A 13,883-nucleotide genomic window follows, 5' to 3' on the forward strand; every position below is an offset into this window, starting at 1 on the left:
ATTCATTAAATAAGTTCCTGATAGCAAGCAATGGTTTTATTCAGGCTGTTTTCGAAACTGAAGTTGCGGAGTTGTCCGAGTCCTGATTTCTTTAGCGTTTGTCTTATTTCTGGTGCAGACAAAAGAAGGCTGAGGGTTTCCCGCATAGAGTTTTGATCTGTGGGATCGAAGTAGACAACTGCACTGCCACCTACTTCAGGCAGGCACGAGGTGTTGCTACAGGCTACAGGGCATTGGTTTTCAAAGGCTTCAAGAATCGGAAGGCCAAATCCTTCTTCGATGGAGGGATAGACGAGTGCTATCGCGTTCTGATACAATTGTTTCAATACGGAATCTGTTGCACTGACCTGCATAATGCGTTCTTGCAACTGAAGTGAGCTGAAATGCGATATTTCCTGTTGATTGAACCTTCCACCTCCTGCACATACCAGGTGTAATCCGGGGGTTTTCAGTAAAAGTGGCGCCACGGCTACTGTAAATCGTTCAAAGTTTTTATACGCTGCATTCCGGTCTCCAATATATAGGAGAAATTTTTCGGGCAGCGAATTTTTCGCAGCTATTATTGAAGATGATGGGATGCCGTGATGGACTACCCGGATTTTACGTTCAAACTGTGGGTGCCATTTTATGATCTGTTGCCGTGTGAAGTCCGAAATTGCTATGATAAGCGTTGCCCTGTCCATTAGGTTTTTCTTATTTTCAATGGTATGCTCTGCATCAGGAAAAAGATCAGGAAAGTTTTCATAGATCATGTCGTGAACTGTAATGATCAAAGGCTTCTTCAGTACATCAAGAAAATAAGGGTCATAATACGAAGGGTGAAAGAGGTCATATTTATCTGTTTTTAGTTGCCGGAGCAGGTACTGTTTATTCCAATTACTTTTTTTGGCTGTTTTCTTTAACAACAGTTTTCCAAAAGATCTGTTCATGATCTGGGGAAGATTCTGAATGTAATGGTTTGTGGTATATAGTAAAGGAAGCCTGACATGAAAACTTCCGCTTTCTTTTACGCCTGACATTAGATTTGAAAAGTACCGAGATATTCCTCCAAAATCCTGAATGTCAAATATTTGTGGGTCATAGAAAATGGTTTTCAAATTGTTCATGTATAGTCGGAAGAGCTGCGAGCAAATATCTATCTTTGCCAAAGGTAACATAGATCTGTGAATACTTCAAAGAACGAGAACAAAGCAATGCTTAAAAGTTACCCCAGAATCAGTATTGTAACGCCATCTTTTAATCAAGGTGCCTTTCTTGAGGATACGATCCTGTCTGTGCTTGGACAGGGATATCCGAATCTTGAGTACATCATTATTGATGGAGGAAGTACGGATAATTCTCCGGACATCATCAGGAAATACGCCGGCCAGCTTGCCTATTGGGTAAGTGAGCCGGACGGAGGGCTTTACGACGGACTTCAAAAAGGTTTCAGTAAGGCTACGGGAGAAATCATGGCTTGGATCAATTCCGATGATATGTACCACCGCATGTCACTATTTACAGTAGCCGGATTATTCCATGCTTTTCCGCAGGTGAGCTGGATTATGGGCCGCAATTCTTATTTTGACGAAGAAGGAAGGATCTTTTTGAATGATCCGGATCTGTTCCAGGAACGATGGTCAAAATGGCGGATGTACGGATATGACGGACAGTTCATTCAACAGGAATCGGTTTTCTGGAAGCGACAGCTTTGGGAAAAGGCAGGCGGGTATATTGACGGCAGTTTATCTTACGCAGGGGATGCGGACCTTTGGGTGCGGTTTTTCAGGCACGAGCTGCTGTATTCTACTACGTTTCTTTTATCCGGGTTCAGGATAAGGACGCGTGACCAGAAAAGCAAAGATCATCTGAGGGAGTATTTTGAAGAATATCATACACTACTAATGCGTGAAAAGAAGCAAGGGCGAGTAGGGTCATACCTACTCTGGATTAAGTTGCTAAAATTGCTCCTTATGCTACTTCCTTTGGGCAGGTTACGGCAGAAGTTGCTTTTCCGCATTATGTTAGTTCCACCTAAACTGGCTTACGAACCCGGACGAGGCTATTACTTAAAAAAGAAGTAACGGCTGTATTTAATTAACTGATTTCTTCACCGCCCTTCGGAATTCTGCTTCCAAAAGGCTTGTAGAGCTTTTCCAACTGAAGCTTTGTATGTGCTTTCTTGCAGTGTCAGCAAGTTGCCATCGGAGCTGATCGTTAGTGATGAGTTCTATTACAGCTTTTGAAATTTCCAAGGGCTTCCCGGGCTGAACCAGGAGCGCATTTTCTCCATTCGTCATAAAGTCAAGATGGCCTTCAACTTCAGTGCAAACGCAGGCGCAGCCGCAGGCCATCGCTTCCATCGCGGGTAGTCCCCAACCTTCATGGAGGCTCGGTGAAATGAAGATCGCGGCACTGTTGAAGAGTTCGCGCAGGTTTCCGGGCAGGTGGTGGAAACTGAATTTGAAGCCGGGATTTTCGGGCGGGATGTTTTCAGCGCAGAAAAGAATGACTTCAATATCAGGAAATACTTTGGCCACTTCTCTCAGGCTTCTAAGCCCATATTTACTGCCTTTTCTTGAACCACGCGAATAAAACATGATAATCTTTTTCGGGTTGCGCTCCTGCACTGGCGTCTCAGTAAAAAAATCCTGATGTGAAACTGCATTCGGGATAACAGCGGGTATTTTGCTGGAATATTTTTGAAGAATGGGCTTCAAATAGGTGGCAATAACGATATGATTGACCAACGGGCTGTAAGATTCGTGAACAAGTTCCTTTTTGTCGGTCATAACCACCTCATAATCCTGGACAAGATTGAACTTAGCTCCTTTGGATGGATGTAACTGAGCAATCTCGATGGCGGTCGCCCACCATGTGCAGAAAACAATGTCTGCGTCGCGGATGTAGCGGTCCCTTACCTTCGGAATTTCAACACTTTTGACACGCGGTGAAAGGACAAACCATGTAGGTTGTATCTCCTGTGCCTCGTCGAATACAAAATGACGCAAGCTAGCGAGCAGGTAGAGAAAATATTTAGGTGCCCGTTGCGTCCATTTTGTCCTGGAGGAATGATAAATGCAAACGTCATGTCCGTTTTCGCTCAGCTGATTTGCATATTGATACATTACTTTCAGACCACCGCCGGGACGTTTCGAAAGATAAGGCAATATGATATTGATTTTCATGCGCGAATAAAGTTTATCTGGAGTTTTTGCCCTTGATCCGGTGCCTGATGATGCGCAGTTTGTACCGTAATAAGGTCCAGTAACCAAAATTTTCCCTGATGATATGTTCCAGGTCGTTATCGAATGCGGGATCAGCTGTTGCGCTGGAAAATCCTCCGGGATGGTAATCGCAGATCGTGTAAGGATAGAATTGTAATTTCAATTCCCGGTCCGCAAAACAAAGCATATTGAGATAGTGGTCTGCCCTTACTTTATACTTCGTTTCGTAACGGTACTTGTCGAAAACCAGCCGCGGATAGAAGATGGTTTGATGGCACAAATTCAGGCTCGCTACCTGATATGCATCGTATGATGATCTGCCAATCATGGAATCTCCGCATAGTGCGGTCCCGTGATAAAGCGTATGCGTGTCCCTGAGCATTGGAAGCATCTGAGTAAATCCCTCTTTCAGCCTGTCGTCGGCTCCCAGAAAGTAAATCCACGCCCCTTTTGCATAGCGAAGGGCCTTATTCATGGCGTCATAAATTCCTTCATCAGGTCCGCTTTCCCAGTAAGTGATATGTGCAGCGTTGTTCCTGATGATATCCAAAGTATTGTCGGTACTGCTGCCGTCGATGATAATATATTCTGTTCCGGCCGGGGCATGTGCGGTTATACTGTTAATGCATCGTTGCAGGTAATCGCCGGCATTATAAGTGACGGTAATGATTGAAACGAGGGGACTGCCTGTATTCATGCCTAAGTAAAGGTTTGCATATCTATCAAACGCTTGTAAAGACCGTTATGTTGTAATAGTTCGGCATGGCTGCCCTGCTCTATAATCCTGCCCTTGTCAATGACCACGATAACGTCTGCGTGCTGAATCGTGCTGAGCCGGTGTGCGATCACGACAGAAGTTCTGTTTCTCATCAGGTTATTAAGCGCTTCCTGTACAAGCCTTTCTGATTCTGTGTCGAGTGCAGAGGTGGCTTCATCGAGGAGCATAATGGGTGGGTTGGCCAGAACAGCGCGGGCAATGCATATACGCTGCTTTTGACCGCCTGAAAGGCGATTGCCGCGGTCGCCGACATAAGTTTCGTATCCTTGTTCGGTTTCCCCGATAAAATCGTGTGCATTTGCAATTTTTGCTGCGGCAATAACTTCATCCATGCTGGCTTCCGGCTTGGCGAAGGCAATGTTGTTATAGATCGTATCGTTGAAAAGGAACGATTCCTGGTTAACAATGCCCATCTGTACCCTCAGCTGGTCAGTGTCCAGTGTTTTATAGTCCAGCCCGTCTATCGTGATGTTTCCGGATTTCGGATCATGAAACCGCGGGATGAGGTCCATAAGCGTACTTTTTCCACCACCTGAAGGGCCTACCAGGGCAACGATTGAACCCTTTTTAATCGACAGGTCGATGTTTTTTAGAATCTCCATGTTGCCATAACTGAAACAAACCTGGTTGAACCGGATTTCATCCTGGAACCCGGACAGTGGCTGTGGTTTTTCAGGACTTGTGATTTCGGGCTTTGAATCGATAAGGGACAGCACCCTTTCACCGGCGGCGATTCCGGAATGAATGCCGCTGAAGGAATCTGTAAGGGCTTTTGCAGGGCGCATCACCTGCGAAAAAATAGCGATATAGGCCACAAACTGGGCGGCAGAAAGTGTGCCGGGGGCTTTGCTGATGATGAGTGTTCCGCCGTACCAGACAATAAAGGATATCATGAGAATACCCAGGAATTCCGAGACGGGAGAACCGAGCTGCTGCCTGCGGACCATTTTTCGGTTGATGTTTGAGTAGAAAACATTTTCGCTATGGAACTTTGCTTTAACCCTTTCCGTTGCATTGAAGGCTTTGATGATTTTGATTCCGCCCAGTGCCTCGTCGAGAAAGCCGATCATTTTTGCGAAAGATTCATGGGCTTCCTTGGCCTGCTGTTTCAGCCTTTTTACTATGCGGCTGATGATAAATGCAGAAATCGGGATGACCATCAATGAAAAAAGCGTAAGCTTTACGGAAATTGTAAGCAGGGCGAATATGTAAAAGATCAGTGTCACAGGTTCTTTGAAAATGACCTGCAGTGTATTGGTCACTGTAAACTGCACTACCTGTACATCGGAGGCGACCTTGGAGATGATGTCGCCTTTGCGTTCGTTGCTGAAAAAGCTAACGTGCATATTCATGACATTGTTAAACACGGCCTTCCGCATGTTCAGCAGGGTATGTACGCGCAGGTCCTCCATAAACCGCTGCGAAAAGTAACGGAATATATTGGACAAGAGTACGGAGACGACGATAATGATACAGATATAGGTAAGGGTTTTCTGCTGGCCGTTTTCGATCATAGAGGTATTCACGAATTCACGGAAGTGCCCGGTAATGTCGAGCGAAGAAGAGGTTGTTGCATTGAGGAGCTGGCGGTCCCTGGGCCCGTCTGCATTCAATGTCTCAAACAGAGGAGCCAGTAAAGTCAGGTTGAGAACGCCGAACAATACAGAAAGCAGGGTAGCAACAATATATGGGATGGCAAATTTTTCAATCGGTCGTGCAAAAGCAAGCAGTCTGAAATAAATCTTCATTAAGAAAAGAGTTTTAACGGCAAAGGTACGGTTTATCTGCAAATACCGGGAGCAGGCTTTCCGTAACGGTTACAGTCTCTTGATCGATTTTGATGATATGGACATGTTGATGGTGTTCATGATGTCGCTGATGCGCAGATTGGAATGATATTTTTGCTTCATGGACTTAAACAGAGATTTCGATGATTTGACGGCATCACCGAGCTTAAGATAGTCGGTATAGCTTTCAAGTACCCAGAAGTTGCCACTGAGCAGCTTAGGTAACACTTCGAGCAGCAGGAGATAAAATGGCCAGATGAATGCCCGGAAGCCTTCCAGGTGTATACGATGGAAAACAAAACGGTTACGATAATAGATTTTTTTGATGAAGTCGGATTTGATTTGTGTCTTGGTACTGCCACTGACCTGATGATAGCATACGGATCGGTGCTCGTAGTAGCATTTCCAGCCCAGTAGCCAGGCGCGGGTACTGAGATCAGAATCTTCCGAAGAGAAAGGAGAATATATCTCATCAAAGCCGCCAAGCTCCCGAAGTTTTTTGGTGCTGATCAGGGCATTGGCACCGGAAAGGTACGCGGTGTAGACTTGGTCATCGCCCGGGGCGGTACTGTAGTAAAATCTATTGGCTTTGAGGCGACAGCCCTGATAAAAAAGTATGCGGGCAGCATCTTCTATGCGGCTCCCGTCTGCACTCATGATGCGGCCCATCACTCCGAATGTATCGTCTTTGTCAAAGTAGGCAAACTGATGGCTGAAGTAGTCGGGATCAAGCTTTACGTCAGAATTCAGCAAGAGGCATAGTTCATACCGGGCTATGGCAATACCCTTGTTACAGGTGTAGGAAAAACCTTTGTTTTCAGGATTGGCCTGTAACAGAATTCCGGGATAGTGCTCCTCCAGGAATGTTATGCTTCCGTCTTTTGAACAGTCATCAACGATGATGATTTCGTAAACGGACCCGGATTGCTGTAGCGCGGTGATCACCGAAGGAAGGTAGGCTTCCAGCAGATGTCTGCCATTGTAATTGGGAATGATCACGGACAAACTGTGCATCGTTTGGTTGGTCATTTGATCAGCTTGTAGTTTTTGTATTCACTTACCCGGATACCGGTCAGTTCATAGATTTTTTCCAGGACACGCCTTCGGAGACTAAGTCTGCGTTTCAGGGTGGTCGGGTCGAAGCGGAATTTCCAGTTAACTGCATTGATGCGCTTTTGCATAACGGCCGGATGTGATCCTTTAAAATGCACCAGCTTATCGGCATTATCATAGTCAAAGGTCGCAGCCTCCGGAATATGCTGCAGAGTGGCATCTTTATCGTAGAAGAGGTTAAAGTTTTGCTTTTTATGGAGCAGGCCCTTCGGAGGCTTTACCCAGCCGTAGTGGTTGATATAAGCATCAATAAGTTTTACACGGATTTTTCTGCCGTCTATGCGGAAGCCCTGTGCATCTTTGTAGGACTGTACGCTAAGATTTCTGCGGACAATCCGGATTTCCCTTCTGTACCAGCGCCTGGATTCGGCGATGTAGTCATAAGAACCATAAAAATGCCGGTAATTGAACAGCAGGCCCTCTACTGCCTGATTGTTGAGATTCTGTTCCATTTCCCGTTGAATCAGGGGTAAGTCATCTTCATGCACGCATTCATCACCCTGTATGTAAAAGGCCCAGTCGGCCTCCGGAGAGATTTGCGCGAAAGCTTTGTCTGTTTCCCGGGCAAAGACGGCTCCGCCTTCGCGAAGCTGCTCGTCCCAAGTCGTGTCGATGATCTTTATTTTGGGAGAACCAATATCTTCGATGAGTTTCCGGGTGTCATCCGTTGAGTTACCTGCTGCGACAATAAATTCGTCACATATGGGCAGGATAGAGATAATGGCTTCGACAACGGGATAATCGTTGATGATGGCATTCCGGACAAAGGTGAAACCTGCGACTTTCATGGCTTGAGTACAGGGGTGTGGCGTTGTTGTTGTTTCCAGTGGCCACCCTTCTGGTAAAGAAGAAGCTTGCCTAAGGGGTATTTGAATTTGAAGTGGCCTTCATAATCGGTGCCGAGCTTACGGTAGGAAACACTGGGGTCGGCAGCAATACATTCGCTGACCGCATGGGTAAAGACACTCGGTCCGGTCATCTGGTGTACGTCGTTCGGATAGCGGTTATGGCTTATGTTATCCATAATGAGCGCCATCGTTTTTTCCAGGAAGGGATGTTTGGGCTCAAAGACCAGGGCCCACTGGACCAGCAGACCAGGATTACGCTCCGCAGAGATAATGGCATGGTCATCTGGTCGAATGAAGTCATCCAGGCTACCGCATATATCACTATCGATGTCGAGATAAACACCACCTTTTTTATAAAGTACAGCATAACGGAAAAAATCCGCCTTGGCAGCACCGATGTTGAGCTTCAGATAGCCGGACAGGATGTCTCTTCCAAAGGATTCCCGGAGAAAGTCCTCGATCCTGTTATCATCATAAAATTCATACATGTAATCCGGGTTGCGTTTCCGGAACCGGGAGATGTGCCATCGGGTCAGTAGCGGAAGATCTGAGGTGCGGAAGGTCTGGTGTATGATCTTAGGTATCGGCATTCCGGGTAGTTTCGGTAAAAGTATTGTTTTTCACGCGGTATGGCAAGAATGGCAGCTGTCTTAAAAACAGGACTTCCACGGTTGGGCCTTTTTTTTGCGATAGAAAAAAAGGCTTTTTTAGGTTAATTAAAGGCTTTTTTTGCGGTTTTTTTAGTTTGGAACAGAGTTTGCAGAAGTGTTTTGAGAAATTAAAAATTTGTTTAATTTTGCTACACAAAAAAAATTATACAATTAAAATTTGTTTAACCTTAAAAAAGAAAACATGGATTATTCTACTTTAAAAAAGGGTCTTGCGGTTTCTTTTGCTGCTTTGGTGGGGGCTACTTCCATTGCAAGCGCACAGGAAGCTTCTTCCGCCAAGGTATTTGGCGGAGCGGGACAGTACAGAACATGGTCTCTGGGCGTAAACGGCGGTGTATTGTCTCCGTTTGCGGTGATCGGCGGATCTAACGATTTTACCAACTGGAAGGCAGAGTTGGGCTACGGCATCTCATTGAGAAAGCAGATCAGCCACGCTTTTGGTCTGGAAGGTAATTTGTTCCGCGGAAAAGTTTCCGGAGACAACAAAGATGCAAACGCAGCCGGAACTGTAAACGGTATCTCTAACTTTGAGACTGATATCGCTTATGCAACTGACCTTAGGGGTGTTGTTAACATCGGTAGTGTTGACTTCCTGCACCGTGAAAACTCTGTTAACTTCTTCGTAACTGCTGGTTACGGTGTTGTTGCTTACAACCCGAAAGTTAATGGTGTTGACAAAAAAGGTACTTGGGGTGATGACGGAGACAAGGATTACATCAAAGAAGCTTACATCCCTGTAGGTGCTGGTGTGAAATTCAAAGTTTCTGACCGCGTATCTTTCAACCTGGGTTATACCCTTCACTTCATTGACAGTGATAACTTTGACGGAGTATACGCTAAAGGAACTACTAAAGACAAGTTCTCTTACGGATATGCTGGTCTTGAGTTCTCTCTGGGTTCTAAAGCAAAACAAAACCTGGATTGGGCAAACCCAGTTGCTTTGATGTATGACGAATTGAAGGATCCTTCACTGCGTCAGGAAGTTGAAGCGTTGAAAAACCGTGTTGCTAACGTTGAGAAAGCTGTTGAAGACCTGAAGAAAGATTCTGACGGTGATGGTGTTTCTGATCAGTTTGACAAATGCCCAGGTACGCCTGCAGGAACTGCTGTTGACGGATCTGGCTGCCCGCTGCCAAAAGCTCCTGAGCCTACTGCAGTAAGCAATGCATCTGGTTTCGAAAACATTCAGTTCGATTTCAATTCTTCAGTTCTGAAAACTGATTCTTACCCAACTTTAGATAAATTGTCTTCAATCTTGCGTGAAAACGGTGGTAAAGTAACCTTGAAAGGTTACGCTTCTAGCGAAGGTACTGCTGCATACAACATGAAGCTTTCTAAAGACAGGGCTAATTCTGTTAAAACTTACCTGGTTAATACTGGTGTAAACTCTAGCCAAGTAGGTATCAAAGCATACGGAGAAGCTAACCCAATTGCTTCTAACGACACTGAAGAGGGTCGTATCCAAAACCGTCGCGTTGAAACAGCAAGGAACTAATAATTCCTTAGGATTATAAAAAAAGCGGGCCTTGCGAAAGGCCCGCTTTTTTTATGTGGTCTTTTTTGTTGGCCCGAATTTATCTAAGTTTGCAGCATATGTATTTCTTCAGGAAAAAGGATCCGGCAAGACCGGATAATATCAATATCAGGATAATGCATGTCATCAATGCGATTGCGATAACGGTATTTTTACTGGGGATTATCTGGAAATTAATCGATTGGTTTTTACTGAAATGAACAAGATCATCAATACTTCGAATGCCCCGGCGCCAATCGGGCCATACAACCAGGCTGTTATTGCCGGTGGTTTTTTATTTATGTCCGGTCAGGTGGCCATCAATCCGGCTACTGGAGAATTGACGCAGTCTTCCCTGTCGGAAGAGACTCACCAGGTGATGCGTAATCTGAAAGCCGTATTGCTGGAAGCAGGGTACGGTTTTGAACATGTAGTAAAGACGACCATCTTTCTTTCGGACATGGGCCTGTTTACTGAGGTGAATGAGATTTACGGGAGTTACTTTGAGGATCACTTTCCGGCCCGGGAAACCGTCGCTGTGAAGGGACTTCCCAAAGGAGTAAATGTGGAAATTTCGATGACTGCTTATAAAGATTAAGGTTGTTTGCGGCTACGCTCGATACAGGCATAGAGTATTTGAAAGGGGTTGGGCCTAAGCGGGCCGAGCTACTGCAAAAAGAACTGGGTATTTTTACCTGTGAGGATTTGCTGAACCATTTTCCTTTTCGGTATATCGACCGTACCCGGTTTTATAAGATCAGAGAACTTGACCCGGAACTACCCTATGTGCAGTTGCTGGGCAGGATTACCGAAAAAAAAATTGTAGGCGACAAGTACAAGCGCCGGTTGGTTGCCCAGCTGACTGATGACACGGGAGCTGTAGAGTTGGTTTGGTTCCAGGGCCTGAAATGGGTAGACGATAACCTGCTCCTGGGAAAGGTATATGTTGTCTTTGGTAAACCTTCCGTTTTTAACGGTGGATTCAGCTTTTCTCACCCCGAACTGGAAAACTATCCAAGGCCGGCTACGATAACCGGAAATCTCAGCCTGCAGCCGGTATACCATTCGACGGAGAAGCTAAAAAAGGCTTTTCTTGATAGTAAGGGCTTGCAGAAACTACAAATGCTGGTTCTGGAACAGTTGCTAAAGGAGATCCGTGAGACCATGCCCCCGTATATTCTCGACCGGTATAAACTGCCAGGCAAACGGGAGGCGATATTGAACATTCATTTCCCGCAGGATATTGAGGCTTTGAAGCAAGCGGAACGGCGGCTCAAATTCGAGGAACTTTTTTTTCTTCAGCTGCAGATGCTCTATACCAAGCAGCAGCGTGAACGAAAGTTTAAAGGACATTTATTCAATCTTGTAGGTGAACGTGTAAATGCTTTTTATAACGACATTCTGCCTTTTGAACTAACAGGAGCCCAGAAACGGGTAGTCAGGGAGATCAGGGCGGACACACAGCGGGGTGCTCAGATGAACAGGCTGGTGCAGGGTGATGTCGGCAGTGGTAAAACAGCCGTAGCATTGATGAGCATGCTGCTCGCGGCGGACAATGGTTACCAGGCCTGTATGATGGCCCCCACAGAGATACTGGCCCGGCAGCATTATGAGTCGGTGACTGGCTTACTGAAGGGAAGACTGGCAAGAGTAGAGGTATTAACCGGAAGTACGTCAAAAAAGGAGCGTACGCTGTTGCATAGGGACCTGGAGTCGGGAGCGGTCGATATGCTGATCGGTACGCATGCGTTGATAGAGGACAAAGTGAAATTCAGGAATCTGGGCATGGTAATCATTGACGAACAGCATCGTTTTGGTGTAGAGCAACGCGCAAGGCTCTGGAGGAAGAATGTGGTGCCGCCGCATATCCTGGTCATGACAGCTACTCCTATCCCAAGGACGCTGGCAATGACACTTTATGGCGATCTGGATGTTTCTGTAATCGATGAATTGCCGGCAGGACGAAAGCCGGTTGAGACGAGACATCTTTATGAAGGACAGCGTCTGAGAATGTTCGGTTTTATGAGGGAGGAAATCGCTAAGGGCAGGCAGGTTTACATTGTTTATCCTTTGATCAGGGAAAGTGAAAAACTGGATTTACTGCACCTTGAGGCAGGGATAGAGCAGTTGAGCTACCAGTTTCCACGCCCTGAGTATCAGATCAGTATTGTACACGGGAAGATGAGCAATGCGGACAAGCAGTATGAAATGCAGCGCTTTGTGGAGGGCAGGAGCCAGATCATGGTGGCGACGACTGTAATCGAGGTGGGTGTAAACGTGCCTAATGCTTCGGTGATGATCATTGAAAATGCGGAGCGGTTTGGCTTGTCACAATTGCATCAGCTGCGGGGACGTGTGGGACGCGGCGCGGAGCAATCGTTTTGTATACTGATGTCCGGTAACAACCTGACCCGGGAGGGCAGGCTGCGCCTGGAAACCATGGTGCGGACCAATAACGGCTTTGAAATCTCTGAGATCGATCTGCAGCTTCGTGGCCCTGGCGATATTTCCGGCACACAGCAGAGTGGCGTGCTGGAGCTTAAAGTGGCTGACCTGGCCAAAGATCAGCTGATCCTTCAGGAAGCCAGGAATATGGTCCTTGGGTTACTAAAAGAGGACCCTTCACTGGAGCTTCCCCAACACAGTCTGCTCAGGACCTATCTGTCCAAAAGACACTCGGGTATTGCCTTTGATAAAATTTCCTGAAAGATCAGTCTTCATCGCTTCCGGGCAGTGAACCGTTTCCGGAATAGGCCCCTTTACGGATGATCGGCGTCTTCATGTACTTATAAAGCTCATCCAGGTGCAACAGACTCCCATTGGTGAGATTGCCCAGGAAAATGATCACGATGTTCTTTTTAATATCACGGACATAAATGTGCCTGAAGCCATGCCACCAGCCGGTATGATATACTACCTTTTCGCCTTTGTCGCCATCGAATATTCTCCAGCCATAACCATAGTTGAAATGGCCGTTGACTGCTTTATTGTGGCCTGTATAGGCAGAATCAAGGCTTTTCTGGGTAAGGAGCCGCCCATTTTTAAGGGCTTTGTCGAAGAGGACGAGATCGTGTATGGTACTGTAAATGCCCTTGTCACCAACCGGCCCGTCGAGAAAGTTCTGGACGACAGAATATCGCCAGGTACGGTCATGGCCAACAACATCGACCGGTATCTTCGGATAAACTGTAGTAGAATAAACATGGGTATGCTTCATGCCTGCCGGCTTAAAGATATTGTCCATCATATAGTCGGCATAGGTCTTTCCGGTCACTTTTTCAATGATCGCACCAAGGACCATGTAGTTGGAGTTGTTATAATGGAAGCGCGTATCCGGCTTGGCATAGCGTGCAGGCTTGTGCTCGGCGATGAGCCGCATGACATCCATATTGCTCATGGGCTTTTTCTTGTCTTTCCAGATGCCGTCTGTGAAGTAGACATAGTTCATCATCCCGCTGCGGTGGGTAAGCAGAAGCCGGATATTAATGCCATCGTAAGGAAAATCGGGAAAGAATTTCTTTACATCATCATTCAGATTAAGCTTGTCCTGTTCGATAAGTTGCATGATGGCCGTGCCGGTAAAGGTCTTGGTAACGGAGGCCAGTTCAAATTCGGAATTGATCTTCAGACTGTCCCGATGCAGATAGTCAGCCCAGCCGATGGCTTTCTCATAGAGAATCCTGCCATCTTTTGCAACAAGCATATTGCCGTTAAAGCCGTATTTCTTATGAAGGTTATAAACAAAGTCAGCGATCCATTTATCGCCATTTGCCGGATTATAAGATAAAAGGACACTGTCAGCCTTGTCGTCTTCTGCTGTCCTTTCTTTGGAGGGTGTTTTCAAATGGTCTCCCTTTTGGCCATTAGAGCAGGAAAAAAGAATAAAAGCAGCCAGTACGGCTACGATTAGGGCATTACAGTATCTCATTTGTATGATGTGCGGTTTAAAAAGCTGGAAAAATAAGGA

13 protein-coding genes are annotated in these 13,883 nt (G+C 46.1%); 5 read left to right on the forward strand and 8 right to left on the reverse strand.

From position 1 onward, the window contains the following. Positions 1-5: 5 nt before the first annotated feature. Entirely contained in the window at positions 6-1,157 is a 1,152-nt protein-coding gene (locus P2W84_RS06910) for a glycosyltransferase family 1 protein (RefSeq protein WP_346348952.1), read from the reverse strand. Between the two features lie 6 nt (positions 1,158-1,163). Here P2W84_RS06910 and P2W84_RS06915 point away from each other — a divergent pair, with 6 nt between their 5' ends. Next, complete coding sequence (locus P2W84_RS06915) at positions 1,164-2,063, forward strand: glycosyltransferase family 2 protein (RefSeq protein ID WP_276089388.1); 900 nt, start codon at positions 1,164-1,166, stop codon at positions 2,061-2,063. A gap of 9 nt (positions 2,064-2,072) precedes the next feature. Here P2W84_RS06915 and P2W84_RS06920 read toward each other — a convergent pair whose 3' ends face one another. From P2W84_RS06920 to P2W84_RS06945, 6 genes are all read right to left on the reverse strand, one after another. After that, the gene (locus tag P2W84_RS06920) at positions 2,073-3,167 is read right to left on the reverse strand and encodes a glycosyltransferase family 4 protein (protein WP_276089389.1); all 1,095 of its coding nucleotides are present in this window, start codon (positions 3,165-3,167) and stop codon (positions 2,073-2,075) included. Between the two features lie 13 nt (positions 3,168-3,180). Further along, on the reverse strand, positions 3,181-3,903 hold the full coding sequence (locus tag P2W84_RS06925; RefSeq protein ID WP_276089390.1) for a glycosyltransferase family 2 protein: 723 nt from the start codon (positions 3,901-3,903) through the stop codon (positions 3,181-3,183). A gap of 2 nt (positions 3,904-3,905) precedes the next feature. Continuing rightward, positions 3,906-5,732 carry an ABC transporter ATP-binding protein gene (locus P2W84_RS06930; RefSeq protein ID WP_276089391.1) on the reverse strand — a complete coding sequence of 609 codons (1,827 nt, stop codon included), beginning with the start codon at positions 5,730-5,732 and terminating at the stop codon, positions 3,906-3,908. 69 nt (positions 5,733-5,801) lie between these two features. Continuing rightward, positions 5,802-6,800 carry a glycosyltransferase family 2 protein gene (locus P2W84_RS06935; protein ID WP_276089392.1) on the reverse strand — a complete coding sequence of 333 codons (999 nt, stop codon included), beginning with the start codon at positions 6,798-6,800 and terminating at the stop codon, positions 5,802-5,804. After that, positions 6,797-7,672 carry a glycosyltransferase family 2 protein gene (locus P2W84_RS06940; protein WP_276089393.1) on the reverse strand — a complete coding sequence of 292 codons (876 nt, stop codon included), beginning with the start codon at positions 7,670-7,672 and terminating at the stop codon, positions 6,797-6,799. The genes P2W84_RS06935 and P2W84_RS06940 overlap by 4 nt, the downstream gene beginning before the upstream one ends. Next, positions 7,669-8,322, reverse strand: coding sequence for a glycosyltransferase (locus P2W84_RS06945; protein ID WP_276089394.1), 654 nt, complete (start codon positions 8,320-8,322; stop codon positions 7,669-7,671). The genes P2W84_RS06940 and P2W84_RS06945 overlap by 4 nt, the downstream gene beginning before the upstream one ends. A 262-nt stretch (positions 8,323-8,584) precedes the next feature. On the opposite strand from P2W84_RS06945, the gene P2W84_RS06950 reads away from it, so the two are divergent. The 4 genes from P2W84_RS06950 (at position 8,585) to recG (ending at position 12,622) form a co-directional block, all read left to right on the forward strand. Next, positions 8,585-9,898, forward strand: a complete 1,314-nt coding sequence (locus P2W84_RS06950) for an OmpA family protein (protein WP_276090071.1) — start codon at positions 8,585-8,587, stop codon at positions 9,896-9,898. 98 nt (positions 9,899-9,996) lie between these two features. Further along, positions 9,997-10,137 carry a DUF6728 family protein gene (locus tag P2W84_RS17995; protein WP_346348953.1) on the forward strand — a complete coding sequence of 47 codons (141 nt, stop codon included), beginning with the start codon at positions 9,997-9,999 and terminating at the stop codon, positions 10,135-10,137. Further along, positions 10,134-10,514 carry a RidA family protein gene (locus P2W84_RS06955; protein ID WP_276089395.1) on the forward strand — a complete coding sequence of 127 codons (381 nt, stop codon included), beginning with the start codon at positions 10,134-10,136 and terminating at the stop codon, positions 10,512-10,514. The genes P2W84_RS17995 and P2W84_RS06955 overlap by 4 nt, the downstream gene beginning before the upstream one ends. Positions 10,515-10,516: 2 nt before the next feature. Next, entirely contained in the window at positions 10,517-12,622 is a 2,106-nt protein-coding gene (recG, locus tag P2W84_RS06960) for an ATP-dependent DNA helicase RecG (RefSeq protein WP_276089396.1), read from the forward strand. A gap of 4 nt (positions 12,623-12,626) precedes the next feature. Here the strand turns inward: recG and P2W84_RS06965 are convergent, their stop codons facing one another. After that, positions 12,627-13,844, reverse strand: a complete 1,218-nt coding sequence (locus P2W84_RS06965; RefSeq protein ID WP_276089397.1) for a serine hydrolase domain-containing protein — start codon at positions 13,842-13,844, stop codon at positions 12,627-12,629. Positions 13,845-13,883: the final 39 nt, after the last annotated feature.

The organism is Pedobacter sp. JY14-1 (assembly GCF_029269825.1).
Classification (GTDB): domain Bacteria; phylum Bacteroidota; class Bacteroidia; order Sphingobacteriales; family Sphingobacteriaceae; genus Pedobacter.

Coding starts and splice junctions, on each gene's coding strand:
- P2W84_RS06950 (WP_276090071.1), top strand. CDS start 8,585: ATGGATTATTCTACTTTAAAAAAGGGTCTTGCGGTTTCTTTTGCTGCT.
- P2W84_RS06935 (WP_276089392.1), bottom strand. CDS start 6,800: ATGACCAACCAAACGATGCACAGTTTGTCCGTGATCATTCCCAATTAC.
- P2W84_RS06940 (WP_276089393.1), bottom strand. CDS start 7,672: ATGAAAGTCGCAGGTTTCACCTTTGTCCGGAATGCCATCATCAACGAT.
- P2W84_RS06920 (WP_276089389.1), bottom strand. CDS start 3,167: ATGAAAATCAATATCATATTGCCTTATCTTTCGAAACGTCCCGGCGGT.
- P2W84_RS17995 (WP_346348953.1), top strand. CDS start 9,997: ATGTATTTCTTCAGGAAAAAGGATCCGGCAAGACCGGATAATATCAAT.
- P2W84_RS06925 (WP_276089390.1), bottom strand. CDS start 3,903: ATGAATACAGGCAGTCCCCTCGTTTCAATCATTACCGTCACTTATAAT.
- P2W84_RS06910 (WP_346348952.1), bottom strand. CDS start 1,157: ATGTTACCTTTGGCAAAGATAGATATTTGCTCGCAGCTCTTCCGACTA.
- P2W84_RS06955 (WP_276089395.1), top strand. CDS start 10,134: ATGAACAAGATCATCAATACTTCGAATGCCCCGGCGCCAATCGGGCCA.
- P2W84_RS06965 (WP_276089397.1), bottom strand. CDS start 13,844: ATGAGATACTGTAATGCCCTAATCGTAGCCGTACTGGCTGCTTTTATT.
- P2W84_RS06930 (WP_276089391.1), bottom strand. CDS start 5,732: ATGAAGATTTATTTCAGACTGCTTGCTTTTGCACGACCGATTGAAAAA.
- P2W84_RS06945 (WP_276089394.1), bottom strand. CDS start 8,322: ATGCCGATACCTAAGATCATACACCAGACCTTCCGCACCTCAGATCTT.